The following is a 25,219-nucleotide window of genomic DNA, read 5'->3' as shown; positions in this document are numbered from 1 at the left end:
GGCGCCCGGTTGGCGACGTTGAGCCCCCCCCCCATCCGGGCCCAGCGGCAGGTGCCCCCCCGCAGCCGCAGGCGCGGCAGCAGGCCCGCCAGCTTCCGGGGGCCACCCCCGCCGCCCCCCACGACCCCGCCGGGCAGCAGCAGGTCGTTGGGCCACTTGAGCCGCACCGGGAGACCCCGGGCCTCCAGCCGCAGGCAGAGCCCGACCGCCACCGCCAGGCCGGGGGCCGCGGCCGTCGCCGCCGCCGCTGGCCAGGGCAGGGCCGCACTCAGCCACACCCCCCCGGCCGGGGAGCACCAGGGACGGCCCTGCTGGCCGCGGCCGAAGCGCTGCCGGCGGGCGATCACGGCCCGGGGGGCTGGCAGGGGCGCGTCGCCGACCAGCCGCGGATCCTGGGCCAGCCAGCGATCCAGTTCCGTTTCGGTGCTGGCGCACACCGGCAGGCCCCGCAACCGCCAGGGGACCAGCTCCAGCGGGGCCTCCCTGGGCGCCAGGGGGGCCCGCCGCCGCAGGGCCCCGATCGCGCCGATCAAAACCGCCGCAGCCAGTCGCCGATGCGGGCCGCACCGGCCTCCAGCTCGTCGGCCGGGTGCACCAGGGCCAACCGCTGCCAGCCCTCACCGCCGGGGCCGAAGCCGTTGCCGGGGGTGAGGCAGACGCCGCTGCCCTCCAGCAGGGCGGCGCAGAAGCGTTCCGAATCCAGACCCCGGGCCCGGGCCACCTCGGGGATCTGCAGCCACAGGTAGAGGGCCATCGACGGCAGGCGCACCGGCCAGCCCTGGGCCTCGAGGGCGGCGGCCATGCGGTCGCGGCGCTCGCGGTAGACGCCGCGCAGCTGCTCGGGCCAGTGGGGGGCCTGCTCCAGGGCGGCGATCGCCCCGGCCTGCAACGCCAGGGACTGGTTGAAATCCACCACCCCCTTGAGCTGGCGCAGGGCGGTGATCAGCTCCTCGGCGCCGATGGCGAACGCCAGCCGGTAACCCCCGAGGCACCAGCTCTTGGAGAAGGAGAAGAACTCGATGCCGCAGCGGCGCCAGTCGGGATGGCGCAGCAGGGCCGGGGCCTCCCCCTCCAGGGCCAGATCCACGTAGGGGTTGTCGTGGGCGAGCACCACGTCATGGCGCAGGGCCCGCTCCACCGCCCCATTCAGCCAGGCCTGGGTGCCGGTGGTGGCCGTGGGGTTGTGGGGGAACCCCAGCACGATCAGCGAGAGGTCCTGCCACTGGCTGGGGGAAAGGCGGTCGAAATCGGGCCGCCAGCCGGCGTCGGCGTCGAGGGGCAGCAGCACCGGTTCGGCGCTGGCCAGGTGCAGGCCCCCCATGTGGGAGGGGTAGTAGGGGTCGAGCAGCAGGGCCCGATCCCCGGGGTTGAGCACCGCCAGCGGCAGATGGGCCGTGCCCTCCTGGGAGCCCACCAGCAGCAGCACCTCCGTCTCGGGATCCACCGCCACGTCGAAACGACGCCGCGCCCAGGCCGCCACCGCCTCCCGGAAGGGGAGGGTGGCGGCATGGAGGCAGTAGGAGGCGCTTTCGGGCCGGTTCAGGCCGGCGGCGATGGCCTCGAGGGCCACGGCCGGCGGCTGCAGGTCGGTGGAGCCCAGGGACAGATCCAGCAGCGGCGGCAGGGCCGAACCCTCCGGGCCGTGGCCGGCGGCGGCCCGGGCGCTGTAGGCGGCCTTGCGCTGGTCGTTGCGGGCGAAGACGCCGTTGCCGAGCCGCGACAGGCGCTCAGAGATGGGCATCCAGGAAAGCCTTCAGCTGGGACTGGGCCATGGCCCCTTCATGGCGGGCCAGTTCCTGGCCGCCGCGGAACAGGACCAGGGTGGGCAGACCCTGCACCTTGAGGCTGTCGCGGCTGATGGGGTTGGGGTCGGCCTCCAGCTTGCCGACGGTGAGGGCTCCGCCGGGGGCCTCGGCATAGGCCGTGGCGGCCCAGGTCATCAGGGGGGCCATCAGCCGGCAGGGGCCGCACCAGGGCGCCCAGACGTCAACGAGGACCGGGCCCGGGACCTCCAGGACCGAGGCCTGGAAGTTGGCATCGGTGAGGTCAAGGACGGGGGAGTCGACGTCGGCGGGCACGGCGTTAGGGGTAGCGGTGGCCCGATTGTATGAATTCAGAGCTTGTCGATGGACTGGCGCAGTTCCTCGAGCTCGGCGTTCACCTCGGCCACCTTCACCGGCTCCAGCTGGGGGGCCGGACCTCCCTCCATGGGAAGGGAGATGGGGGTCTTGCCGCCTTCGAGGCGGGTCTTGAGGGCGGCCAGCTCGTCGTCGACGTCGCTGCCCTCGAGGGCGGCGAACTGGCTTTCCAGGTCGGCACCGGCCAGCTCGGCGGCGGCCTGGCTGCGGGCCTCCATGTTGAGCACCTTCTCCTCCATCTGGTCGAAGGCGGCCATCGAACTGTTGGTGTTCAGGCTGCCGACGGCGTTCTGGAGCTGCTCCTGGGCCTGGGCCGCCTGGGCGCGGGCCTTGAGCATGTCCTTCTTGGTCTTGGCCTCGGCGATCTTGCCTTCCAGGGCGGTGAGGCTGCGCTTGAGGGTGTCGACCTGGCCGGCCTGGCCGCTGAGCTGGGCGTTGAGGGCGGTGGCGGTGTCCTGGTAGGTCTTGCGGCGGGAGAGGGACTCCCGGGCCAGATCCTCCTCCCCCTTCTTCAGGGCCAGCTCGGCACGCTCGTACCAGGTGCGGGCCTGGGCCTCAGCCTGCTCGGCCTGGTTCTGCAGCCGCTTCTGGCTGGCGATGGCGGTGGCCACGGCCTGGCGCAGCTTGACCAGGTCGGCCTGCATGTCGGCGACGGACTGGTCGAGGATCTTGGCCGGATCCTCCGCCTTGCTCACCAGATCGTTGAGGTTGGCGCGCAGAAGACGGCTCAGCCGATCGAAGAAACCCATGGAGGCGGGGCCAGTGCAGGAATCGAGAGTAGCCAGAACCTGCCGCCCGGTCTTGCCCGCCCCTCAGCGGATTGCCGCACCCACACCCGACGGAGCGGCGCTCAGGTGTTGCGACGCCGGGCGTGGGCCTGCAGCTTGAGGGCGTAATCGCCCATGGAATGGTCGGCGACCACCGCCTTGCCCCGGGTGAGGAGAAAGCGACGCACCACGACGCAGAAGCGCCAGAACGCCTCCGGGCTCATCACCACCTTCAGGTCCCGGAAGGGGATCTGCTGCCCATCGGGGATGTTGTCGGCATCGGAGAGGAACACGACGCTGCCGGCATGGGTGTAGCCGAAGAAGTTGCGCCGCAGGAACTCGGCGATCTGGAAGGTGCCGTTGACGGGAATCAGCCGGATCAGACTCAGCAGGATCACCAGGCTGTAGCCGAAGGGGATGCGCGTCACCCCGTCGGCGGCGTTGACGATCCGGTAGATGGGGGTCCGGATCGGGGCGAAGAAGGTGTCGTCGCCGGCCCGGGGGCAGCCGAAGGTGTAGGTGGCACCGGTGCTGTCGGAGCCGAGGTAGCGGGTGGCCACCAGGGCCAGGGCGCCGCCGAGGGAATGGCCGGTGATGTACAGGGGGATACCCGGATGGCGCGCCAGGGCGGCCTCCAGGGGGGCGCGCACCTTGTCGAAGGCGGCGAGAAACCCGGCATGGGCCCGGCCGCCGCCGGGGGCCGCCACCAGGTGGGCCCGCAGATCGGCGCTGATGTCGTGGATGCTGGTGACCTGGGTGCCCCGGAAGGCCAGCACGAGCATGGCGTCGGGTCCCCGGCCTGAGGGGAGGTTGAGGCGGACGAGGATCGCTTCGCTGCCCTGCACGGCGATACCTTCGAGCAGTTCGAAGCCGGCCGTCTCCAGCGCCGAGACCACCACCCCATCCACCGTCTGGCCGTTCTCGATGGCGGCCGCCACCAGGGCCCGCACCACCGCCTCCCCCCGCTGGCTGCGGGCCGATTCGAGGATGCGGAGCACCAGCTCGTCGACCCTGATCTCGGCGGGCAGCTTCTCGTAGACCAGCCGGGCGATCTCCGCCAGCAGCCAGGCGGTGCGGTCGGAATAGGCGGCGCGGAGGACTGGGACCTGGCGGATCAGGGTGGGATCGTCGAAGTAGCCGGCCATGGCGCTGCCCCGGGGATGGAGGTTCTCCGGGCCCCAGCCTTGCCCAGCCGCCCGCCCCGTCAAGCCGGGAACCGGTTTCGATCACGGGCCGATGCACGGCCTTAGCGTGGACTGATGGAGCCCTCCCGGTCCCGCCAGCGCCGCGCGTCCGAGCCCAGTGGCTCCCGCAGCGGCTCCCGCCGCCAGCGCGTCGAGGCGGTGCAGACGCGGCAGGTGGGCAACGTCGCCCTGCTGATGCCGCCCGCCCGGCCGCCGGCCAGTGCCCTGGCCAGCTGCCTGGACAACCTCCAGCAGGAGTGGCGTCGCGACGGCCATCTGGCCGCCCTGTGGCGGGACTGGCCGCGGATCGCCGGGCCCCAGCTGGCCCCCCACTGCCGTCCCCTGCAGCTGCAGGGCGGGCTGCTGACGGTGGGCGCTGCGCCGGGGCCCTGGCTGCAGGCCCTGCAGTACAACCGCCACCAGTTGCTGGGATCGCTGCGCGGCGCCGGCTTCAGCGTGCGGGACGTGCGGGTGCAGCAACACCACCCCGGCGCCCCCACCACGCCGGGCAGCCTCAGCGAGGCGGAGGTGTGGGCCGTCCATCCGAGCCGCTGCGACGTGCACGGTCTGGCCGACTGCCCCGCCTGCGGCCGCCCGGCCCCGGCCGGGGAGATGGCCCGCTGGGGCCACTGCAGCTTCTGCCGCCGCGCCGATCTGGCCTGAACCCCCTGGCCCGGGGCCGGGCGCTCAGGGGAGGGGATGATCAGGGGAGGAGTGGTCGTCCCCGGTCCCGAACAGGGCCCGCCAGGCCGCTTCCTGCGCCGCCGCGGCCTCGCTTCCCTCGAGGGGAAATCCGGCCAGGAAGTCCTTGTCGGCGGCGGGCTCGTAGGGCCCCTGCTTGATCTCCATCATCACGGCATCGGGCGATAGGGCCACCAGGGTGTGGATGACCCCCTCGGCCAGCTCGATGCCGCGCAGGGGTCCTTCGGCGCTGATCCGCTCGCGCTGCAGCACCCGCCCACCGGCATCGAGCAGCAGCAGCCCCACCGCCCCCTGCAGCACGAGGAAGCACTCGAAACCGTCGCCGGGCTGCGCGCGCCGGTGGCGGTGGGGCCGCACGTAGGTGCCGGGCTGCAGCACGTTCAGGAAGCGCTGCACCCGGTCGGTGGGGGCGTGGAAGTTGTGGTTGCGGCGCCGGCGAGGGGAGTCAGCGGCGGCGGCGGCCACGGCATCGAAGAGGTCCTGGTCGATGCGCTGGAGCGGGGACGGGGCGGCGGAGTCCATCGCAGGGTCGGCGGCCCATAGATTGTGCGTCCCTCCAACGGCATGGACGTCATGGGTGCTGGTCCGCGGGTGTCCTGGCAGGCGGCCGCACCGCTCGTTGTTCTGCTCGGCACCGGCCAGGCCCTGCCGGCCCTGGCGGCGGCCAAACCGGGCGCCAAGCCGCCGGCGCCGGTCGCCACCTACAGGATCGAGGCCACCACCACGGCGGGGATGGGGGCGATGGGCGGCGCCGGGATGCTGCAGATGATGTTGGGCGGCCGGCCGGCGATGGGCGCCACCAGCCGCCAGCTGGAGCTGCGGCTTCAATCCCCGCAGACCACCCCCAACCCCACGGCCGAGCACCGCATCCCGGCGGCCATGGCGATGGGGACGGCCCTGCCGCTGAAGAGCGGCAGCGACAGCCCTGGGGAGCGGGGCCGGGAGTGGAAGGAGGAGGACATTCCCGAGGCGAAGGGCCGGCTGCTGATCTTCCGCGGCTGCGCCGAGAGCGCCGGCGCCGGCCAGCCCGAGATCATCACCCTGCAGGGACTGACCAAGGAGCAGCGACGCCAGGCGCTCTCGGGCCTGAAGCGGCTGGCGACCGCCACCGGCCCCGCGGGCACCTCGGGCCGTTGGCCATCGGGCGATGAGGCGCCGGCGGTGCCGCAGCAGGCCTCCCTGGTGGGGAACCATGTGGTGGCCAGCAACTACGCCCCGGAGATCCGCTTCCCGGTGGGCAGCGGCCACGACTTCCTGGCGCCGGTGAAGCTGACGAGCACCCCGGCGGGTGGCGCCCAGCGCCTGAGCTGGCCGGCCATCCCCACCGCCCTCGGCTACCAGGCGACGGCCACGGGCATGGGCCGCCAGGAGGGCGACATCGTGATGTGGACCTCCAGCGAGCTGCCGATGGCCGACAGCGCTGTGCCGGATGACCTGAGAGCCCCGGAAGCGGCCCGGCTGGTGCAGCGCGGGGTGCTGCTGGCTCCGGAGCGCACCACCTGCGCGGTGAGCGCCCAGGCCATGGCGGCGATGGAGGCGGCGATGGTCACCTTCACCGCCTACGGCGACACGCTGCTGCTGAGCAGCCCCCAGGGCAGCCCCGCCTGGCGGCTCAGCCTGGAGCGGCGCTCCACCGCCACCCGTTTTCTGGGGGAAGGCATGGAGCGCCTCGATCCGGGCTCCAGCGAAGGCCAGGAGGCTCCGGCCCCCAAAGGTGGCGGTCTGAATCTGTTCCGGCTGTTCTGATCGCGTCAGCGCCGCTGCTGGCGGAGCTGGATCGCACCGCCGGGACCGACCTCCATCCGCACCTCTTCGCCGTACTGGCCGTTGGTGACGTAGCCCTCGTTGGCTCGCAGGCGGGTGCCGTCCGCCAGCTCGCCCTCGATCAAGAAACTCGCATCGGAGACGATGCGGAAGGAGCGGCTGACCGATTCCCCAGCGGCGATCGGCTCGAACCGCAGCGTCTCCCAGGGCAGGGACACTTCCAGGGACGTGATCATGCGGCCGCTCCGGTTGGTGACCGTGAGCGCGTTTCGGGTGTGCTCCCGGAACGCCACGCCGGCGCCGGTGGCCGCCGCAAGGCCCGCGGCCGTCGCCAGCGCTAGGAAGGAGCGTCGGGGGAGTCGGGGCACAGGCAGCACTCTGGCAGGACCGGCATCGGCAGCTGGGAGCCCGGGGTCCGTAGCCTTGGCCCGCTCGGCACCCTTCCGGCACCCCCAGGAGTCCGCCCTTGGCTGCAGCGCGCCACATCCTCCTGACCGGCGGCAATTCCGGCATCGGCTTCGAGGCGGCGGTGATCCTCTGCCGGGCCGGCCACCGGCTCACCCTGCCCTGCCGGGACCGGGCCAGCGCCGAGGCGGCCGCAGGCCGGGTGCTGGAGCGGGCCGGCACCGGCACAACCCCCGCCGCCGCGGTCTGCGACCTGGCGGATCTGGAGAGCGTGCGGGCCTGTGCCGCCGCCCTGCTCGCCCGGGGGACCCCCATCGACACCCTCGTGCTCAATGCCGGCCTCCAGTACGCCGGCGCCAGCGAACCGCGCCGCACGGCCCAGGGCCATGAGCTCAGCTTCGGGGTGAACCATCTGGGCCACGTCCTGCTGGCCCACCAGCTCTGGCCCCTGCTGGCGGCGGGGCGATCCCCGCGGCTGGTGGTCACCGCCAGCGAGGTGCACGACCCCACCACCGCGGGGGGCAAGGTGGGGGCCCCGGCGGGCCTGGGCGAGCTGGCGGGCCTGCGGCCGGGCCAGGGCACCACGATGGTGGACGGCTCGGCTCCATTCAGTGCCGACAAGGCCTACAAGGACAGCAAGCTCTGCAACGTGCTGTTCGCCCGGGAGTTCGCCCGGCGGCTGGAAGCGCAGGGAACGCCGACTCCGGTGATCGCCTGGAGCCCGGGGCTGGTGATCCCGCCCACGAGCACAGGCGGCTTCTGGCGCTACAGCCGCCAGTCGAACGAGCTGGGGCAGCGGCTGTTCGCCCTGGCGGCCCGCTCGCTGCTGCGCCTCACCGAGAGCGTCGAGAACGCCGGGGCGCTGCTGGCAGGCCTGGCCGTCGATGACGCCTACGCCGCCAGCGGCTTCACCTACCTCCGCAACCGCGTCACAGCCCCGGGACGGCACCTGTTCGAGGCCACCGCCACCAGCGCCGAAGGCCAGGACGCCGATCTGGCCCGGCGGCTCTGGGAGGCGAGTGCGGCCCTGGTGGGCGTGAAGGCTGATTGGCCGTGAGCGGCCGGCCCGAGCGGCTGCTGTTCCTTCCCGGCGCCTCGGGCGACACGTCCTTCTGGCGTCCCCTGGAGCAGCGGCTGGCCTGCCGCGCCGAGCGGCTGCACCTGGGCTGGCCCGGCTTCGGCGACACCCCGCCCCGGCCGGGGGTGGAGGGCTTCGACGACCTGCTGGCCCTGGTGCTGGAACCGCTGGATCGCCCCTGCGCCCTGATCGCCCAGTCGATGGGTGGGGTGCTGGCCCTGCAGGCCGCCCTGGCCCGGCCCGGCTGGGTGACGCACCTGGTGCTGGCCGCCACCTCCGGCGGCCTGCCGATGGTGGAGCTGGGGGCCACCGACTGGCGGGCCGGCTTCCGCACCAGCCTGTCCCACCTCCCCGACTGGTTCGCCACGGAAACGACCGACCTCTCCGAGCACCTGCAGGAGGTTGCGGCACCCACCCTGCTGCTGTGGGGCGATGCCGACCCGTTCAGCCCGGTGGCCGCCGGGGAGCGCCTGGCCCTGTTGTTGCCCGATGCCCGTCTGCACGTGATCAACGGCGGCGACCATGATCTCGGCCTGCATCACGCCGGGCGGCTGGCGCCGCTCATCGATGCCCACCTGGCCGCCGCCGCTCCCCTCACCCCACCATGAGCAAGACCACCAGCACGTACTGGAATCCGCTGGCGCCGGAGCAGGCCCATCGCTGGCGCTGGCTGGAGGGGCTGGAAGGCCAGGTGCAGGAGCTGGTGCTCAGTGAGGATCAGGCCACCGGGGAGATCACCCGCCTCACCCGCTTCCTGAGCGGGGCCGACACCGCCGCCTTCGGGGGCAAGGCCCACCCCTTCCCCGAGGAGATCTTCATCGTCAGCGGGCGCCTGTTCGACGCGGCCGTCGGCCTGTGGCTGGAGAGCGGGCACTACGCCAGCCGGCCGCCGGGGGAGGTGCATGGCCCGTTTCGCACGGACGCCGAGGGCTGCCTGGTGCTGGACATCTCCTTCCCCCATCGAGGAGGGGAAGGATTGTCATGAGCGCAGCCGGCCCAGACTCTGGAGCTCACCCTCCAGCGCAGTGATCCGCTCCTGCAACGGCCGCAGCTGGGCTTCCAGCTCCACGGCCGTGAACCGGGGGGTGATGAACTGGGGGCAGTTCCAGTCGAAGGCCTCCACCCGGATGCGGAAGAGCCGCTCCACCTCCCCGGCAGCCTGCGGTCCCAGCTGCTCCGCCAGCTGGGGATCATCAGCGAGCGGCACCACCTGCGCTTCCCCGTCGAGCTTGAGCCGGCGACGGGCCGGGTAATCCATCAGGAACAGGGCCACCCGCGGATCCCGGCGCAGATGGCCGGCGGTGAGCAACTGGCGATTGCCGCCGTAATCGGCGAACCCCAGGGTGCGCTCGTCGAGCACCCGCAGGAAGCCCACCGGCCCGCCCCGATGCTGCAGGTAGGGGGCACCCGCTTCAGTGAGGCTGGCCAGATAGAAGCTGTCGCGGGCGCTGATGAAGGCGATCTCCCTGGCACTGAGGCGATCGGGCGCCGGGGCCGGGGGTGCGCCCTGGCTCTGGCCATAGGCCTGGAGCTGGGCCTCGCCCACGGCGGGGGTGAGATGGCGATGCAGGTAGTGCTGGCTCATGGGGGAAGTTCCGCTCAGGCCTCCAGGCCCTTCATGGGCACGTAGCCCGGCAGCGCCTTGATCCGCCCGATCCAGGCGCAAACGTTGGGATAGGGGGCCAGATCGATGCCGCCGTCCGGGGCCAGGGCCACGTAGGGGAACACGGCGATGTCGGCGATGGTGGGGCGCTCCAGCTCCAGCCACTGCCGGTGGGCCAGGTGCCGCTCGAGCTGGTCGAGCAGGAAGGCGGCCTTCTCGGTGGCCCGCTCGATCGGGATCGCCTTGACGCCGAACAGATGGTGCAGCCGGGCACTTTCCGGGCCCTGGCGCACCTCGCCGGCCGCGGTGGAAAGCCAGCGCACCACCCGGGCCTGGCCGAGGGGATCGGCGGGCAGCCATAGGCCATCCCCGCGGCGGGCCGCCAGGTAGAAGAGGATCGCCTGGGCGTCGGAGAGGGTGGTGCCGTCCTCCTGGAGCACGGGCACCTGGCCGAAGGGATTGAGGGAGAGGAACGCCTCCCCCTTGTGCTCGCCGGCCATCAGATCGACGCGGACCCAGTCGTAGTCGAGCCCGAGCAGTTCCAGGAGCAGGCGCACCTTGTAGCTGTTGCCGGAGAGTTCGTGGCCGTGGAGCTTGAGCATCGGGGCGAGGGATGGGGGGCCGGGGATGCGGACAGCCTGAGTAGACAGACCGGTCTGCGCATCCAAAGGTAGCAGACCTTTCTGTCTACTCACTAGATTGGGCCTACTGCAGCAGAATCCATGCCAGCGAGCGGCGCCACCACCAGGACCTCCGCCAAGCGGGACGCGCTGCTGGACACGGCCGAAGGGCTCTTCGCCCGCCACGGCTACCGGGCCGTGGGCATCGACGCGGTGCTGGCCGCGGCCGGGGTGGCCAAGATGACCCTCTACAAGCACTTCCGATCCAAGGAGGAGCTGATCGCCGCGGTGCTGGAGCGCCGCGGCAACGCCATCGCCGCGGGGCTGGCCAAGCGGATCGCCGCGGCGCCGGAGGACCCCGGGACGCGCCTGCTGGCGGTGTTCGACTGGCTCGAGCAGGCGGTGCGCTCGCCGGCGTTCCACGGCTGCCTGTTCATCAAGGCCGCCAGCGAGTACCCCGCTGCGGAGGATCTGCCCCGGCAGGCGGCCGAGGCCTTCAAGCAGGGTTGCCGCGACCTGCTGGAAGGGCTCTGCCGTGATCTCGCCGTCGCCGACCCGGAGGGTCTGGCCCGCCAGCTGCAGCTGCTGTTCGAAGGCGCCCTGGTGGTGGCCTTCCTGCAGCGGACTCCCCTGGCCGGCGCCGATGCCCGGCGGGCCGCCGAAGCTCTGGTGGCCTCGGCACCGCGAGCGGGCGAGGCCACCGGGGAGCCACGGTGACAAGCCCTGGCGGGCGCCCTGCAACCGGGGGACCGCCGCCTCGGTGCGTGCAGCCCGACGTTCATCCGGGAGATCCACTACCGGCTGAGTGCCGCTGACGCCAACGGCGTCCAGATCCCCATCGCCGGCTCCGGCTCCGCCGTCAGCTACACCAATGGGGGCTACCAGGTCTCCTACGACATGGTGCCGGCGATCCACAGCAGCCGGGAAGGGGATCCGGTGGAGCTCTGCCTCAGCTTCGTACCGGACTGCAGCGGGGCTCCCCGCGGCGACGGGCGCGGCCGCGTCTACCGGGCCCGCAATCTGCGCACCGGCGGCACCTGGACCCTGCCTTTCGTCAGTTGCGGCGCCCACCCCGCCGGCGGGAGGGTGGGCGCGACCGCAGGACAGCCCCCCGATGCTCCCCTGGTTTCTGGCCGCCGTCACCCTGGGGGTGGCGGTGCTGACGGCCTTTCCCCTGGGCCGCCACCTCTGGCAGGTCTTTGACGACCGCCCCCAGCCCGCCTGGGACCCCTGGCTGCTGCCGCTGGAGACGGGGCTGCTGCGCTGGATCGGCGACCGGGGCCAGCCGGCGGCCACGGCCTGGGCCTACCTGCAGCCCTTCCTGGTGGCCAACGCCTGCTTCGGCGGCCTGGCCTTCCTGCTGCTGGCCTTCCAGCCCCCCTGGCTGAACCCCCTGGGCTGGCCCGGCCTGCGCTGGGACCTGGCCCTGCACACCACCCTCTCTTTCCTCACCAACACCGACCAGCAGCACTACGTGCCTGAGCAGACCCTGGGCACCTTCGCCCAGCTGGGGGTGATCCAGTTCCTGATGTTCGTCTCGGCGGCCAGCGGCCTGGCGGTGGGCTTCGCGGTGATCCGCGGCCTTTGCGGCCTGCCCCTGGGCAACTTCCATCGCCAGCTGGTGCGGGCCCTCACCCGGGTGCTGATCCCCGGCAGCCTGCTGCTTGCCGTGCCACTGCTGTTCTGCGGTGTGCCGATGACCCTGGCCGATCCCCTGCGGATCACCACCCTGGAGGGGGGCAACCAGCTGCTGATCCGCGGCCCGGTGGCCCTGTTCGAGGCGATCAAGCAGCTGGGTGAGAACGGCGGCGGCTTCTACGGCGCCAACTCGGCCCACCCCTTCGAGAACCCCGACGGCTTCACCAACCTGCTCAGCTGCTGGGCGATGGTGGCCATCCCGGCCGCCAGCATCGACGCCTTCGGGCGCTTTCTCGGTAACCGGCGCCAGAGCACCCTGTTGCTGCTGCTGGTCACGGCGCTGATCGCCGCTGGTTCCGCCCTGGCGATGGCGGCCGAACAGGGGGGCAACCCGGCCCTGTCGGCCTGGATCAGCGGCCCGAACCTGGAGGGCAAGGAGCTGCGCTTCGGGGCCGGACTGACGGCGTTCTGGGCCGTTCTCACCACCGGCTCGATGACGGGAGCGGTCAACGGCGCCATGGATTCGCTGCTGCCGCTCTCCAACCTGGTGGCCCTGTTCAACCTGTTCCTGCAGGTGGTCTTCGGCGGTCAGGGCACCGGCATCGCCTACCTGCTGGTGTTCATGGTGCTGGCGGTGTTCCTCACCGGACTGATGGTGGGCCGCACCCCGGAATTCCTGGGCCGCAAGGTCGAGAAGGCGGAGGTGGTGTGGAGCAGCCTGATCCTGCTGATTCACCCGGTGTTCGTGCTGCTGCCCGCGGCGTTCACCATGGCCGGAGCCACGGACCTGGCGGGGATCAGCAACCCCGGGCCCCACGGCATCAGCCAGGTGGTCTACGAGTACGCCTCGGCGGCGGCCAACAACGGCAGCGGCATGGAGGGCCTGGGGGACGGCAGCCTCTGGTGGAACCTCAGCACCAGCGTCAGCCTGGTGGGGGGCCGCTACCTGCCGATCGCCGCCCTTGTGCTGCTCGCCGACGGCTATGCCCGCAAGCCGGCGCTGCCGCCGGGCCCCGGCACCCTCGCCACCGACACCAGCCTGTTCACGGTGGTGCTGGCGGTGGTGCTGGTGATCCTCGGCGCCCTCACCTTTTTCCCCGTGCTCGCCCTCGGGCCGATCGCCGACGGCCTGCTCCTCGCCACCTGATTCGACCCGCCATGACCTCCCTGCCGGCCCGCACCCTCTTTCCCCGCATGCCGCGGGGCCGCCGCGACCAGCGGCGCTACACGCCCCGACCCCGCCAGAAGGGCCTGGTGCGCCGCGCCGCCCTGCAGGCGTTCGTGAAGCTCGATCCCCGCACCGCCGCCGCCAATCCGGTGATGTTCGTGGTCTGGTGCGGCACGGTCGTCTGCCTGCTGGCCACCGTGGGCCCGGGTCTGTTCGGCGACGGGAAGGAGGCCTCCGGCCGGCTGTTCAACGCCCTGGTGAGCCTCACCCTGCTGGCCACCCTGCTGTTCGCCAACTTCGCCGAGGCCCTGGCGGAAGGCCGCGGCAAGGCCCAGGCCGATGCCCTGCGCCGCACCCAGGCCAGCACCCAGGCCCGGCTGCTCGATCCCGCCGGCGGCGAACGGCTGGTGGATTCCTCCAGCCTGCGCAAGGGGGACGTGGTGCTGGTGGCAGCCGGCGACACGATCCCCGCCGATGGCGAGGTGATCGAGGGGGTGGCCTCGGTGGATGAGTCGGCGATCACCGGCGAATCGGCGGCGGTGCTCAAGGAGGCCGGCTCCGACGTGGCCAGCTCGGTGACGGGCGGCACCCGGATCCTCTCCGACCAGCTCACCATCCGCATCAGCGCCGATCCGGGCAAGGGCTTCATCGACCGGATGATCGCCCTGGTGGAGGGGGCCGAGCGCACCAAGACCCCCAACGAGATCGCCCTGACGGTGCTGCTGGCGGTGCTCACCCAGGTGTTCCTGATCGCCGTGGCCACCCTGCCGCCCCTGGCCGGCTACCTCAAGGAACCCACCCCGGTGGTGACCCTGGTGGCGCTGCTGGTGGCCCTGATCCCCACCACCATCGGCGGACTGCTGTCGGCCATCGGCATCGCCGGCATGGACCGGGTGGCCCAGTTCAACGTGATCGCCACCTCAGGCAGGGCCGTGGAGGCCTGCGGCGACATCAACACCCTGGTGCTCGACAAGACAGGCACCATCACCCTCGGCAACCGGCTGGCGGAGGAGTTCCTGCCGGTGGGCGGCCACCGCGAGGCGGAGCTGGCGGAGGTGGCCCTGGCGGCCAGCTGCTTCGACCAGACCCCCGAAGGCCGCTCGATCGTGCGGCTGGCGGAGCAGCGCGGCGCCGTGCTGCCCTTCGCCGCGGAGCAGGCCACGGGCCTCGACTTCTCGGCCCGCACCCGCATGAGCGGCAGCGACGACCCCGCCGGGATCGAATTCCGCAAGGGGGCCGTCGACGCCATCAAGGGGTTCGTGCGCTCCCGCGGCGGCACCGTGCCCGACGACCTCGACGGGGCCTACGAGCAGGTGTCACGGCTCGGCGGCACCCCCCTGGCGGCCTGCCGCGGCAACGCCATCCTCGGCGTCATCTATCTCAAGGACATCATCAAGCCGGGCATCCGGGAGCGGTTCGACCAGCTGCGCCGCATGGGGATCCGCACCGTGATGCTCACCGGCGACAACCCGATCACCGCCGGGGTGATCGCCCGGGAGGCCGGTGTCGACGACTTCATCGCCGAGGCCACCCCCGAGGACAAGATCGCCGTGATCGACCGGGAGCAGAAACTGGGCAAGCTCGTGGCCATGACCGGCGACGGCTCCAACGATGCCCCGGCCCTGGCCCAGGCGAACGTGGGCGTGGCCATGAACTCCGGCACCCAGGCCGCCAAGGAGGCGGCGAACATGGTGGATCTCGACAGCGATCCCACCAAGCTCATCGACATCGTGACGATCGGCAAGCAGCTGCTGATCACCCGCGGCGCCCTGACCACCTTCTCCCTGGCCAACGACGTGGCCAAGTACTTCGCGATCCTGCCGGCCCTGTTCGCCGGGGTGGGCCTCGGCCCCCTCAACCTGATGGGGCTGGCCAGTCCCCAGTCGGCGATCCTCTCGGCGATGGTGTTCAACGCCCTGATCATCCCGGCCCTGGTGCCCCTGGCCCTGAAGGGGGTGGAGTTCCGGCCCCTCAGCGCCGACCAGCTGCTGCGGCGCAACCTGCTGCTCTTCGGCCTGGGCGGCGTGATCACCCCCTTCGTGGGCATCAAGGCGATCGATCTGGCGATCGGCGCCCTGGGGCTCCTCTGAGCCGGCCGGGCCCGCGCCCTCCGCCCATCCGCTCCGCACTCTCCCCTCCACCGCTGCACGTCTTCCCGATGGATCTGCTCAAGCGACCGCTGTTCTGGCTGCCCCTGCTGCTTGCCGCCGGCACCGTGCTGCTCGCCCCCCTGCAGCGGGGCCGCCTGGACAGCCTGCAGAGCCATGCCCTGGCCCTGCTGATCAGCGTCACCCTGGCCCTCTCGGCCTATCTGTTCACCGCCATGGTCCGCCCGGAGAAATTCTGATGAACGCCCTTTCCCGCCTCGGCCAGGGCCTGCGCCTCACCCTGGTGCTCTGGCTGCTCACCGTCGTGGTGATCACCGTGCCGATGCTCGGTCTGGCCCGCATCGCCGCCCCCCGGCAGGCCGAGGGGAGCCTGGTGCGCGTCGATGGGCGCGTGGTGGGCTCGGCCCTGATCGGGCAGGCCTTCGCGGGCGATCGCTACCTGCAGGGGCGGCCCAGCGCCGTGGCCTACGGCAGCGGCGATCCCCCCAGCTCGGGCCCCAGCAACCTGGCCCCCGGCAACCCCGCCCTGGCCCAGCGGGTCGCGGCGGAGGTCGTCGTCTGGTCCGAGCGCGGCGTGGGCAGTGTGGCCGCCGATCTGCTCACCAGCTCCGGGTCGGGCTTCGACCCCGACATCAGCCTGGCGGCGGCCCGGCAGCAGCTGCCGCGGATCGCCGCCGCCCGCCGGCTGCCGCCCGACCGGCTGGAGGCCCTGCTGGAGGGCCACAGCCACCGGCCGCTGCTCGGTCTGGCGCGGCCGCCGCTGGTGAACGTGCTGGCCTTCAACCTCGCCCTGGACGAGCTGGTGCCTTGATCCGCTCCAGCCGCGGCCGGGGCCGCCACAAGGTGTTCATCGGCATGGCCCCGGGCGTGGGCAAGACCTGCCGCATGCTCCAGGAGGGCCGTGAGCTGCTCAAGGAGGGCACCGACGTGGTGATCGGCCTGCTCGAGACCCACGGCCGCCAGGAAACGATCCGCCAGGCCGAAGGGATGGAGCAGGTGCCGCGCAAGCACCTGCTCTACCAGGGGGTGACCCTGGAGGAACTGGACGTGGCCGCCGTGCTGGAGCGCCGCCCCCAGCTGGTGCTGGTCGACGAGCTGGCCCACACCAACATCCCGGGCAGCGAACGCCGCAAGCGCTGGCAGGACGTGGAGGCCCTGCTGCTCTCCGGTCTGGATGTGTACTCCACCCTCAACATCCAGCACCTGGAGAGCCTCAACGATCTGGTGGCCGAGCTCACCGGGGTGGTGGTGCGGGAGCGGATCCCCAACCGGGTGCTGGAGCAGGCCGACGAGGTGGTCCTGGTGGACGTCACCCCCGAGACCCTCCAGGAGCGCCTGCGGGAGGGCAAGGTCTATGCCCCGGAGAAGGTCCCCCAGGCCCTGGCCAACTTCTTCCAGCGACGCCACCTGGTGGCCCTGCGGGAGCTGTCGCTGCGGGAGGTGGCCGACCGGGTGGAGGAGGAGGAGCCCACGGCGGCGGGCCTGCGGGAGCGGGTGATGGTCTGCTTGTCGGCCTATCCGAGCGCGACCCGGCTGCTGCGGCGCGCCGCCCGCCTGGCCAGCACCATGGACGCGCCGCTGCTGGCCCTCACCATCCAGGATCCCGGCCGCTTCCTCAGCCGGGAGGAGACCCTGCGGCTCGAAGCCTGCGCCACCCTGTGCGAGGACGTGGGCGGCACCTTCCTGCGCATCGACAGCAGCGACGTGCTGGGCACCATCGCCCGGGTGGCCCGCGAGCGGCGCATCAGCCAGATCGTGCTGGGGCAGACGCTGCGCTCCCGCTGGCAGGTGCTGCTGCGCCGGCCGATCTCGGAACGGCTGCAGCAGCAGCTGCGGGGGCTGAGCATCGATCTGCACCTGATCTCCGACACCACGGCGCCGGGCCCCGACGGGGAGCCATGAGCAGTCCCGGCCCGGCCGGCGAGACGGGCCGCCTGCGCCGGCTGGCCCGATCCCCGGGGCCGCCCTGGGCGCTCACCGGCCTGATCCTGCTGCTGGAGCTGGCCACGCCGCCCCACATCGTCTTCGGCTACCTCTACGTGATCCCTCTGCTGATCGGGGCCCCCCAGCGCAAACGCCGCGATGCCCTCGCCTTCCTGGCGCTCTGCTGCGGGCTGACCCTGGTGAACCTGGTGGTGCCGGTGCCGGATCCCGACTGGAGGGCGGTGCTGGTGGATCGCCTGCTGGTCTGTCTGGCCCTGACCGTGACCACCTTCCTGTGCCTGCACAACCGCCACCTGCTGCGGCAGCAGGTGGACCTGGAGGTGCGGCTGGCCCAGGCGGACCTGCGCCGGGACATGATCGCCACCCTCGCCCACGACCTCAAGACCCCCGTGCTGGGCACGATCGCCACGGCCCGGATGATGGAGCTCGAGGCGAGTCCGAGTCCGGGGGGCCTGCTGGAGCGGGGCCTCGTCGCCATCCTCGCCAGCCAGGAGCGGAGCCTGCGGCTGATCGAGGACCTGCTGCGGCTGTTCCGCGCCGACCAGGAGGGCCTCAGGCTGCAACCGGAGAGCTGCGACCTGGGGCGCCTTGCCGCCGAGGCGATCGAGGCCGTGGGTCCGATCGCCCGCGAGCGGGAGGTGACCCTGATCCAGCGCCAACCCACCGGCCCAGGCCGCCTCACCCTGGCGGGGGATGCCGGCGGCCTGCGGCGGCTGCTGGAGAACCTGCTGCTCAATGCCATCAACCACAGCCTTCGGGGCGAGCGCGTCTGGGTCGACCTGCAGCGCCAGCAGGGCCAGGCGGTGGTCACCGTCAGCGACCGGGGCCAGGGCTTCCCCGAAGCGAGCCTGCCCCACCTGTTCGAGCGCTTCTACCAGAGTGATCCGGAGCAGCGGGGCAGCGGACTGGGCCTCTATCTCTCCCGACAGATCACCGAAGCCCATGGGGGCCGCATCCGGGCCAGCAACCTGCCCGCCGGAGGGGCCAGCATCGAGGTGCGCCTGCCGATTGAGGAGCCGCCGGGCTGATGCGGGTGCTGCTGATCGAGGACGACGAGGCGTTCCGGGTGGGGATCGAGGCGTTCCTGCTGCGCCTGGCATCGGTCACCGCCGTCCGTTCGGTGAGCGACGGCGAGCAGGGCCTGGAGGCCCTGGCGGAGGCCCCGGCCGATGTGGTGGTGCTCGACATCGGCCTGCCCGGGCTGGGGGGCCTGGAGACCTGCCGGCGGATCAGCGACGGCTTCGACCTGCCTGTGCTTGTTCTCACCAGCCAGGATGACAGTCGCTGGGTGCAGCGGCTGTGGGACGCCGGCGCCAGCGGCTATCTCCACAAGGCGGAGGCCTTCGCGCACCTGGAAACGGCCCTGACCAGCGTCGAACAGGGGGCCAGCTGGTGGGACCGCTCCGCCACCCGGGCCCTGCGCACCCGGGACACCCCTGCCGCCGCCGGCCCGCCGGAGGCCTCCCTGGCGCTGCTGACGCCACGGGAGCGGGAGGTGCTGGCGGCCATGGCCGGCGGTCTCACCAACCGCCAGATCGCCACCAGCCTCGGCCTCGGCACCGGGACGGTGCGGGTGTATCTGCACACGATCTTTCAGAAGCTGCAGGTGAGCAACCGCACCCAGGCGGCGCTGAAGTTCCTGGATCCGGGCTGACCGACGATCCACCCCGTGGCGCCGGATGCAACGCTTCGCACCGATGGGGTGGCCGCCCGTCGGACGCTGCCTAACCTCCCGGCAACTCCCCCCCGAGCGATGGCCGAGTCTCTGATGCAGGATCCCAGCGGCGGATCCTCCCTGAAGGTGATCGAGGCCGTGAAGCAGGGCTGGCAGGCCTTCACCCGGGCCCCCTTGGTGTTCATCGGCTTCACCCTGCTGGCGGGTGTGCTGAGCAGCATCTGCTCCCTGATCCAGGGCCAGGTGGACCCCGACGAGGCCGCCGTGGTGACGGCGGTGGACGTGGTCCGGCTGGTGGTGGGCTCGATCCTGAGCGTGCTGGTGAGCCTGTGGAGCACCACGGGCCTGGTCCGCGGTGCCTGGAGCGCCCTTTCGGGCGGAAAGCCGGCCATGGGCACCTTCACCCGCTGGGATGGGCCGGCCAGCTGGCGGCTGTTCCGCAACGGCCTGGCCCTGGGGATCCTGATGATCGCGATCCTGATGGTGGGGGCCCTGGTGGGGGTCGCCGCCGCCCAGCTCAACCAGATCCTGGCCGTGCTTCCGTTCCTGGCGGCCTTCACGCTGCTGATCTACCTGGCGGTCAACCAGAAGTTCATGGCCCAGATCGCCCTCCTGGAGGGCCGCGGACCGATCGACTCCATCAACCGGGGCCGCACCCTGCTCGATCCCCAGTGGGGCTCGGTGCTGCTGCTGGCCCTGGTGGAATTCGCCATCGTGCTGGTGGGCCTGCTGGCCTGCTTCGTGGGGCTGCTGGTGGCGGTGCCGGTGGTTCTGTGCACCAGCACGGCCGCCTATCGCCAGGTGTTCGGCAGCGAGGATCTCACCGGCCTGCTGGCGGAGCCGGCGGCCTGAGCCAGGCGGCGCAGGGTGCCGATGGTGGCAGCCAGTTCGGAGTCTGCAGCCCAAGCCGGCAGGTCAAAGGCGGACTGATTACGCTTCTCAGGGTGATGGAGCGCTCCAGGCACTCTGCAACCCACCCATTCCGCGTCGTTTCCGACCGCGCCCATGCTCCTTCCCCTTGACGCCGGCGATGACGCCGCATCCGTGACGGAACCGGCGCTCGCGTTCATGGAGGAGCACATCCAGGCCTCCTGGGTCGTCAACGCCGCCACCTGGACCCGGGCCGTGCGCCGCGGCGAGATCCTCAGTCGCGTCAGGGTGACCAACGGGGCGATCCTGGAGGCGATCAATGACTGCGCGCCCGCCACCCTGCTGGATCTGGGCTGCGGCGAGGGCTGGCTGACCCACCACTGCGCCCGCCAGGGCATCGCGGTGCTCGGGACCGACGCGGTGGCCGAACTCACCACCATCGCTGCCGAAGATGCACCGGATGGCGCCCGCTTCCGGACGCTTTCGCACCAGCAGATCGGCGCCGGCAGCCTGAACGAGCGCTTCGACGTGGTGGTGGCCAACTTCTCCCTGCTCGGGGATCGCAGCCTCGACGAGTTGTTCGCGGCGCTGCCGGCCCTGCTGGCGCCCGACGGCAGCGTCCTCGTCCAGACGCTGCACCCGATGCTGATCTGCACCGACCATCCCTACGAGGACGGCTGGCGGGAGGGCTCCTGGGCCGGGTTCTCCCCGGCCTTCCGCACGCCGGCGCCCTGGTTCTTCCGGACCCTGGAATCCTGGGTGCGGCTGTTCCAGCGCCATGGCCTGGTGGTCCGGGAGCTGCGCGAACCGCTTGATCCCCTCAGCGGCCAGCCCGCCTCGGTGATCTTCCGCGCCACCCTCTGAACCGGCTCAGCGCAGGCAGGCCATCGGATGGCGCGGCGCCACCCCCAGGGCCTTGGCCACCCCGGGATGGCACACCGCCCCGTCCACGGTGTTCAGGCCGCTGAGCAGCTCGGGCCGGTCGGTGACCGCTTCCAGCAGGCCCCGCCCCGCCATCACCAGGATGTAGGGAAGCGTGACACTCACCAGCGCCTCGGTGGAGGTGAAGGGCACGGCGCCGGGCATGTTGCCCACGGCGTAGTGCTGCACCCCGTGGATGGTGACCACCGGATCAGTGTGGGTGGTCTCGCGGCTGGTGGCGATGCAGCCGCCCTGGTCGATGGCCACATCCACGATCACGGAGCCGGGCCGCATCCGCTGCACCAGCTCCTCACTCACCAGGGTGGGGGCCCGGCCGCCGGGCAGGAGCACGGCGCCGATCAGCAGGTCGGTCCCCGGCACCAGCCGCTCGATCAGGCTGCGGCTGCTCACCAGGCTGGTCATGCGGCCGCGTCGGTCGGATTCCAGGCCCCGCAGACGGTGGGGCGAGCGATCCAGGAGGAACACCTCCGCATCCATCGCCGCGGCGATGCGGGCCGCGTTCCAGCCCACGGTGCCGGCCCCCAGCACCACCACCCGCGCCGGCCGCACGCCGGTGCAGCCGCCCATCAGCACGCCCCGCCCGCCGTGGGGCTTCTCCAGCAGGTGGGCCCCCACCTGGGCCGCCAGCCGGCCGGCCACCTCACTCATCGGGGCCAGCAGCGGCAGGCTGCCGTCCTCGAGCTGCACGGTTTCGTAGGCCACCGCCGTGGTGCCCGCCTCCAGCAGGGCCTTGCCCACCTCGGGGTAGGCCGCCAGGTGCAGGTAGGTGAACAGCACCAGATCGCTGCGCAGAAAAGCGAACTCCTGCGGCTGCGGTTCCTTCACCTTCACCACCAGGTGGGCGGCCCAGGCCTCCTCGCAGCTGACGATGCGCGCCCCGGAAGCGCGGTAGTCGTCGTCGCTGATGCCGGCCCCCAGGCCCGCCCCCTCCTGGACGCGCACCTCCATGCCCTGGGACACCAGCTCATGGACGCCGTCGGGGGTGAGGGCCACCCGCTGTTCGTCGCGCTTGATCTCCGTGGGCACACCGATGCTCGCCATCGGAGAGGCCAGGGGTGCCGGGCCGGGAGCTGGCATGGGGCAGGAAGGATTGCCGCCCGGAGGCGATCGTGGCCAAACCCTAGGCCGAGGCGATGGGCATCCGCCAGCCGGTGCCGAAGGCCCGGTCGCTCACCTTGAGCACCGGAGCCGCCTGGCGCCGCTTGAACTCCGCCCGCCGCAGCAGGCCGGCCACCCGGGCCACCAGCGCCGGATCGGCCCCCTCGGCCACCAGTTCCTCCGGGGTGCGCAGCTCCTCGATCGAGGCCTTCAGCAGGGGATCGAGAACCCCGTAGTCGGGCAACGAATCGCTGTCGCGCTGGTCGGGACGCAGTTCGGCGCTGGGGGGTTTGGTGCGGATCGCCGCGCCGATCAGCTCGCCGTCGGCCGGCAGGCCCAGGGCGGCCCGGCAGGGGCCGGAGGCCTCGCTGTCCAGCCACTCACAGAGGCCGAAGACGGTGGTCTTGTAGAGGTCGCCGATCACCGACAGTCCGCCGTTCATGTCGCCGTAGAGGGTGCAATAGCCCACCGCCAGCTCCGATTTGTTGCCGGTGGAGAGCAGCAGGCCCCCCTTCTGGTTGGCCACCGCCATCAGCAGCGTGCCGCGGATGCGGGACTGCAGGTTCTCCTCGGTGACCCCGGCCGGGGGCGCCCCCAGGGCGGGGGGAAGGGCGGCGGCGAAGGCCTCCATCAACGGCGCGATCGGCAGGGTGGCGGTGGCCAGCCCGAGCCGCCGGGCCAGGCCGTCGGCATCGTCGAGGGAACCGGCCGAGCTGAAGGGGGAGGGCATGCGCAGCACCTCCACCTGGGCGGGGCCGAGGGCCGCGGCGGCGATCACCGCCACCAGGGCCGAATCGATGCCGCCGCTCAGCCCCAGCAGGGCCCGCTGGAAGCCGCACTTGGCCGCGTAGTCCCGCACCCCCAGCACCAGCACCCGCAGCAGCTGCTCCCAGGGGTCCGGCGGCGCTGCGGCGGTGGTCGTGGCGGGCGTCGTGGTTGGCGTGGCGTCCCAGACGGCCAGGTCCTCGGCGGCGCAGGCCAGCCGCAGCAGGGGCCGGCCTGCGCGGTCCACCACGAAGCTGGCGCCGTCAAAGACCAGTTCGTCGTTGCCGCCCACCTGGTTGAGGTAGACCACCGGCGCCCCCAGCCGGGCCGCCGCCCGGGCCGCCAGCCCCTGGCGCACCTCCCCCTTGCCGCGGCCGAAGGGGGAGGCCGAGAGGTTGAGCAGCAGGTCGATCCGGCCGGGCGCCAGATCGGCGATCGGATCCACCGCGTCCGGCCAGCGGCTGCGCAGGTTCTCCTCCACCCACAGGTCCTCGCAGATGGTCAGCCCCAGGCGCCAGGGGCGGCCACCCGCCTCCAGTTCCAGCACCGCCGGGGCGTCGCCGGGCAGGAAGTAGCGGCGTTCGTCGAAGACGTCGTAGCTGGGCAGCAGGCGCTTGCGGCAGACGATCCGCCAGCCGCCCCGCTCCACCAGGGCCAGGGCGTTGTGCAGCCCCGGCTGGCGCCGGCCGGCCACCGGCTCGGCCACCCCGACCAGCAGGGCCAGTCCGTCTGGGCAGGCCGCCGCCAGGGACGCCAGGACCCGCTCCTGGCGCTGGATCAGGGCGGGCCGCAGCAGCAGGTCCCGGGGCGGGTAGCCCCACAGCGACAGCTCGGGGGTGAGCAGCAGGTCGGCGCCGCCGGCGCGGGCCCGCTCGGCGGCCGCCAGGATCCGGTGGCCGTTGCCCTCCAGGTCGCCCACCAGGGGATTGAGCTGGGCCAGGGCGAGGCGCATCAGGGCTCGGAGAGGCCGTAGAGATTGTGCTGCAGCAGCACCGGCCAGAGTTCGGACGGTACCTGGGCCGGATCGGGCTGGGCCCGGATCCGGGAGCTGGCGCTGGGGGGGATCGCCAGGGGCAGCAGGTCGAGGGTCGCCCCCAGCCCCCGCAGCCGCTCCAGATCCGCCGCCTGCAGCGGCCAGCCCTGGCGGCGGGCGATGCCGAGCCGGCAGCCGCGCAGCAGCTCCTCGGCCCGCCTCCAGCGGTGGATCTGGCCCGCCAGGTCGCTGCCCACCACGAAGACCAGCTCCCGGTCAGGCCAGCGGGCCCTGGCCCGCTCCAGGGTCTCCACCGCCCAGGGGCTGCTGAGCTCCTGCTCCAGGCTGAGCCGCGGGTCGTCGATGGCGGCCACCAGGGCGCCCAGCAGGGCCGTGCGCACCTCCAGAGGGGCGCCATGCTGCTTGAGGGGGTTGTCGCTGGCCCAGGTGAGCACCTGGGGAAACAGGCCCAGCAGCCCCTCCAGCAGGGCCCGGTGGCCGCGGGTGGGGGGATCGGCGCTGGTGCCGAACAGGGCGAGACGGGTCAACGGGGCGTCCGTGCCGGCGGTCGTCACGGCTGCAGGCCGCCGCCGGCGGTCCCCTCCGCCCCCTGCTGCTGCCATTCGCTCAGCCAGCGCCGGGTCTCCGGGTCCTGCCGCACCAGCCGGCGCAGCAGGGCCCCCGGCTGGCCCGCGGCGGTGGTGCTGCGCAGCAGCTCGGCGGCGGCCAGACGGCCCGTGCGCCGGGTGGTGTGGACCGCCAGGGCCGCCTGGGCCAGGGCCACCGGCGCCGCCGGCGCCAGGCTCAGCCCGCCGCTCAGGGGGGCTGCCAGCAGCAGCAGCTGGCGCAGACCGCCGAGCAGCAGCTGCAGGCCCAGCTGGGCGCCCCCCAGCAGGGCGTTGTGGCCGCCCAGACGGGCCAGCAGGGTGCGGGCACCGCTGCGGGTCATCGGCAGGCCGTAGAGCTGGCAGAGCTGCACCACCAGGGCGCTGTCGCAGGCCAGACCGCCGGCCAGATCGAGCAGCAGCAGCGGGTTGGCCGCCACCCCCGTGGCCTTGAGGGCCGCGAAGCGGCCGATCAGGCCCTGGGCCTGGCGGCGGCCGTGGCGCAGCCGGCAGCGGTGCAGGGCCTGGCTGAAGCGGTCGGCGGCCCGCAGGGCGTTGAGGGCCAGCAGCAGCTCCCCGTGGCGTTCCAGCAGGCCGGTGAGCTCCCGGCGCAGGGGCTCCACCCGGGGCGGCCATCGGGGCGCAGGCGGGCCGCCCGGGGGGCGGCCGCCACCGGCAGGGGCCGCAGCTGGCGGGCCCCCGGCGGCAGGCGCCGGCCGATGCTGGCGATCAGGGCGTCCCGCTCGGCCTCCGGCCAGCAGTCGCTGCGGTTGAGCACCAGCAGCAGGGGCTTGCCGGAGGCCAGCAGGTCGTCCAGGGCCTGGGCGTCCATCACCGTGAGGTCGCTGTCGATGACGAGCAGCACCAGGTCGGCGCCCACCGCCACCCGGGCCGCCAGGCGGGAGCGGGCGGCGGCGGCGATCTCGTCGATGCCGGGGGTGTCCACGAGGTCGACCCCCTCCAGGCCGGCCACGGGCTGGCCCCAGGCCCGCTGCTGCTGACGGCGGGTGCAGCCGTGGGCCACGTCGGTGGCGAAGTGGTCCTCGCCGAGCAGGGCATTGAGCAGGCTCGACTTGCCCACCCCCACCCGGCCGAACACCGCCACCCGCGGCCGGCGGCGCCGCAGGCGCTCCAGCTGGCGGTCGAGGCTGGCCAGCTCCGGCGCCAGGGCC

At 72.7% G+C, this 25,219-nt stretch carries 26 protein-coding genes and 2 pseudogenes; 15 read left to right on the top strand and 13 right to left on the bottom strand.

What is annotated here, in order from left to right; all coding sequences use genetic code 11:
• The 5 genes and pseudogenes from CJZ86_RS15410 to CJZ86_RS15390 all read right to left on the bottom strand — a co-directional run.
• A pseudogene (locus tag CJZ86_RS15410) lies at positions 1-533 on the bottom strand (biotin--[acetyl-CoA-carboxylase] ligase); the annotation flags it as partial.
• Positions 530-1,741 (bottom strand): aminotransferase class I/II-fold pyridoxal phosphate-dependent enzyme, encoded by a 1,212-nt coding sequence (locus tag CJZ86_RS15405; RefSeq protein ID WP_094587307.1) that lies wholly within the window; start codon positions 1,739-1,741, stop codon positions 530-532. The pseudogene CJZ86_RS15410 and the gene CJZ86_RS15405, both read right to left, overlap by 4 nt.
• Entirely contained in the window at positions 1,728-2,078 is a 351-nt protein-coding gene (locus CJZ86_RS15400; protein ID WP_094587306.1) for a thioredoxin family protein, read from the bottom strand. Before CJZ86_RS15400 ends, CJZ86_RS15405 begins: the two co-directional genes overlap by 14 nt.
• 35 nt (positions 2,079-2,113) lie before the next feature.
• Entirely contained in the window at positions 2,114-2,887 is a 774-nt protein-coding gene (locus CJZ86_RS15395) for a PspA/IM30 family protein (protein ID WP_094587305.1), read from the bottom strand.
• Between the two features lie 101 nt (positions 2,888-2,988).
• Positions 2,989-4,050, bottom strand: coding sequence for a lipase family protein (locus tag CJZ86_RS15390; RefSeq protein ID WP_094587304.1), 1,062 nt, complete (start codon positions 4,048-4,050; stop codon positions 2,989-2,991).
• 114 nt (positions 4,051-4,164) lie between these two features.
• Between CJZ86_RS15390 and CJZ86_RS15385 the strand changes: the two genes are divergently transcribed.
• Positions 4,165-4,752 (top strand): DciA family protein, encoded by a 588-nt coding sequence (locus CJZ86_RS15385; protein ID WP_094587303.1) that lies wholly within the window; start codon positions 4,165-4,167, stop codon positions 4,750-4,752.
• Positions 4,753-4,776: 24 nt separating this feature from the next.
• On the opposite strand, the gene CJZ86_RS15380 is transcribed toward CJZ86_RS15385, so the two are convergent.
• Positions 4,777-5,313 (bottom strand): WbuC family cupin fold metalloprotein, encoded by a 537-nt coding sequence (locus CJZ86_RS15380; RefSeq protein ID WP_094587302.1) that lies wholly within the window; start codon positions 5,311-5,313, stop codon positions 4,777-4,779.
• A gap of 51 nt (positions 5,314-5,364) precedes the next feature.
• On the opposite strand from CJZ86_RS15380, the gene CJZ86_RS15375 reads away from it, so the two are divergent.
• A complete protein-coding gene (locus tag CJZ86_RS15375; RefSeq protein ID WP_143594182.1) occupies positions 5,365-6,537 on the top strand; it encodes a hypothetical protein in 1,173 nt (390 codons plus the stop codon).
• Between the two features lie 5 nt (positions 6,538-6,542).
• On the opposite strand, the gene CJZ86_RS15370 is transcribed toward CJZ86_RS15375, so the two are convergent.
• Complete coding sequence (locus tag CJZ86_RS15370) at positions 6,543-6,923, bottom strand: hypothetical protein (RefSeq protein WP_143594181.1); 381 nt, start codon at positions 6,921-6,923, stop codon at positions 6,543-6,545.
• 98 nt (positions 6,924-7,021) lie between these two features.
• Here CJZ86_RS15370 and CJZ86_RS15365 point away from each other — a divergent pair, with 98 nt between their 5' ends.
• The 3 genes from CJZ86_RS15365 to CJZ86_RS15355 are packed head-to-tail and all read left to right on the top strand — an operon-like array spanning position 7,022 to position 9,023.
• Positions 7,022-8,017 carry an SDR family NAD(P)-dependent oxidoreductase gene (locus CJZ86_RS15365; protein WP_094587299.1) on the top strand — a complete coding sequence of 332 codons (996 nt, stop codon included), beginning with the start codon at positions 7,022-7,024 and terminating at the stop codon, positions 8,015-8,017.
• Positions 8,014-8,646: an alpha/beta fold hydrolase gene (locus CJZ86_RS15360; protein ID WP_094587309.1), complete on the top strand. Its 633-nt coding sequence runs from the start codon at positions 8,014-8,016 to the stop codon at positions 8,644-8,646. The genes CJZ86_RS15365 and CJZ86_RS15360 overlap by 4 nt, the downstream gene beginning before the upstream one ends.
• Positions 8,643-9,023 carry a cupin domain-containing protein gene (locus tag CJZ86_RS15355; protein ID WP_094587298.1) on the top strand — a complete coding sequence of 127 codons (381 nt, stop codon included), beginning with the start codon at positions 8,643-8,645 and terminating at the stop codon, positions 9,021-9,023. The genes CJZ86_RS15360 and CJZ86_RS15355 overlap by 4 nt, the downstream gene beginning before the upstream one ends.
• Here CJZ86_RS15355 and CJZ86_RS15350 read toward each other — a convergent pair.
• Complete coding sequence (locus CJZ86_RS15350) at positions 9,018-9,623, bottom strand: pyridoxamine 5'-phosphate oxidase family protein (RefSeq protein ID WP_094587297.1); 606 nt, start codon at positions 9,621-9,623, stop codon at positions 9,018-9,020. The genes CJZ86_RS15355 and CJZ86_RS15350 overlap by 6 nt on opposite strands.
• A 14-nt stretch (positions 9,624-9,637) precedes the next feature.
• Positions 9,638-10,243, bottom strand: a complete 606-nt coding sequence (locus CJZ86_RS15345) for a glutathione S-transferase family protein (RefSeq protein ID WP_094587296.1) — start codon at positions 10,241-10,243, stop codon at positions 9,638-9,640.
• A 120-nt stretch (positions 10,244-10,363) separates the two neighbouring features.
• Between CJZ86_RS15345 and CJZ86_RS15340 the strand changes: the two genes are divergently transcribed.
• The 10 genes from CJZ86_RS15340 to CJZ86_RS15295 all read left to right on the top strand — a co-directional run bounded on the left by CJZ86_RS15340 (position 10,364) and on the right by CJZ86_RS15295 (position 20,528).
• The gene (locus CJZ86_RS15340) at positions 10,364-10,978 is read left to right on the top strand and encodes a TetR/AcrR family transcriptional regulator (RefSeq protein WP_094587295.1); all 615 of its coding nucleotides are present in this window, start codon (positions 10,364-10,366) and stop codon (positions 10,976-10,978) included.
• 397 nt (positions 10,979-11,375) lie between these two features.
• A complete protein-coding gene (kdpA, locus tag CJZ86_RS15335) occupies positions 11,376-13,046 on the top strand; it encodes a potassium-transporting ATPase subunit KdpA (RefSeq protein WP_094587293.1) in 1,671 nt (556 codons plus the stop codon).
• Positions 13,047-13,057: 11 nt separating this feature from the next.
• Positions 13,058-15,157, top strand: coding sequence for a potassium-transporting ATPase subunit KdpB (gene kdpB / locus CJZ86_RS15330; protein WP_094587291.1), 2,100 nt, complete (start codon positions 13,058-13,060; stop codon positions 15,155-15,157).
• A gap of 68 nt (positions 15,158-15,225) precedes the next feature.
• Entirely contained in the window at positions 15,226-15,414 is a 189-nt protein-coding gene (locus CJZ86_RS15325) for a potassium-transporting ATPase subunit F (RefSeq protein WP_094587289.1), read from the top strand.
• Complete coding sequence (gene kdpC, locus CJZ86_RS15320; protein WP_094587287.1) at positions 15,414-15,986, top strand: K(+)-transporting ATPase subunit C; 573 nt, start codon at positions 15,414-15,416, stop codon at positions 15,984-15,986. Before CJZ86_RS15325 ends, kdpC begins: the two co-directional genes overlap by 1 nt.
• Complete coding sequence (locus tag CJZ86_RS15315; RefSeq protein WP_094587285.1) at positions 15,983-17,077, top strand: histidine kinase; 1,095 nt, start codon at positions 15,983-15,985, stop codon at positions 17,075-17,077. The genes kdpC and CJZ86_RS15315 overlap by 4 nt, the downstream gene beginning before the upstream one ends.
• Positions 17,074-18,147, top strand: a complete 1,074-nt coding sequence (locus CJZ86_RS15310) for a sensor histidine kinase (RefSeq protein ID WP_094587283.1) — start codon at positions 17,074-17,076, stop codon at positions 18,145-18,147. Before CJZ86_RS15315 ends, CJZ86_RS15310 begins: the two co-directional genes overlap by 4 nt.
• The gene (locus CJZ86_RS15305; protein WP_094587281.1) at positions 18,147-18,773 is read left to right on the top strand and encodes a response regulator transcription factor; all 627 of its coding nucleotides are present in this window, start codon (positions 18,147-18,149) and stop codon (positions 18,771-18,773) included. Before CJZ86_RS15310 ends, CJZ86_RS15305 begins: the two co-directional genes overlap by 1 nt.
• 99 nt (positions 18,774-18,872) lie before the next feature.
• Positions 18,873-19,646, top strand: coding sequence for a DUF7544 domain-containing protein (locus CJZ86_RS15300; RefSeq protein ID WP_094587279.1), 774 nt, complete (start codon positions 18,873-18,875; stop codon positions 19,644-19,646).
• A gap of 153 nt (positions 19,647-19,799) precedes the next feature.
• Positions 19,800-20,528, top strand: coding sequence for a class I SAM-dependent methyltransferase (locus tag CJZ86_RS15295; RefSeq protein WP_094587277.1), 729 nt, complete (start codon positions 19,800-19,802; stop codon positions 20,526-20,528).
• Positions 20,529-20,534: 6 nt separating this feature from the next.
• Here the strand turns inward: CJZ86_RS15295 and ald are convergent, their stop codons facing one another.
• The 4 genes and pseudogenes from ald to CJZ86_RS15275 form a co-directional block, all read right to left on the bottom strand.
• Positions 20,535-21,647 carry an alanine dehydrogenase gene (gene ald, locus CJZ86_RS15290; protein WP_094587308.1) on the bottom strand — a complete coding sequence of 371 codons (1,113 nt, stop codon included), beginning with the start codon at positions 21,645-21,647 and terminating at the stop codon, positions 20,535-20,537.
• A gap of 79 nt (positions 21,648-21,726) precedes the next feature.
• Positions 21,727-23,421, bottom strand: a complete 1,695-nt coding sequence (locus CJZ86_RS15285) for an NAD+ synthase (protein WP_094587275.1) — start codon at positions 23,419-23,421, stop codon at positions 21,727-21,729.
• The gene (locus CJZ86_RS15280) at positions 23,421-23,990 is read right to left on the bottom strand and encodes a nicotinate-nucleotide adenylyltransferase (protein WP_199297026.1); all 570 of its coding nucleotides are present in this window, start codon (positions 23,988-23,990) and stop codon (positions 23,421-23,423) included. The genes CJZ86_RS15285 and CJZ86_RS15280 overlap by 1 nt, the downstream gene beginning before the upstream one ends.
• A gap of 23 nt (positions 23,991-24,013) precedes the next feature.
• Positions 24,014-25,215 (bottom strand): annotated as a pseudogene (locus tag CJZ86_RS15275) (DUF697 domain-containing protein).
• Between the last annotated feature and the right edge of the window lie 4 nt (positions 25,216-25,219).

The sequence above is a fragment of the Synechococcus sp. BO 8801 genome (assembly GCF_002252675.1).
Taxonomy (GTDB): domain Bacteria; phylum Cyanobacteriota; class Cyanobacteriia; order PCC-6307; family Cyanobiaceae; genus Cyanobium.
This window is presented reverse-complemented; position numbering and strand designations above follow the sequence as displayed.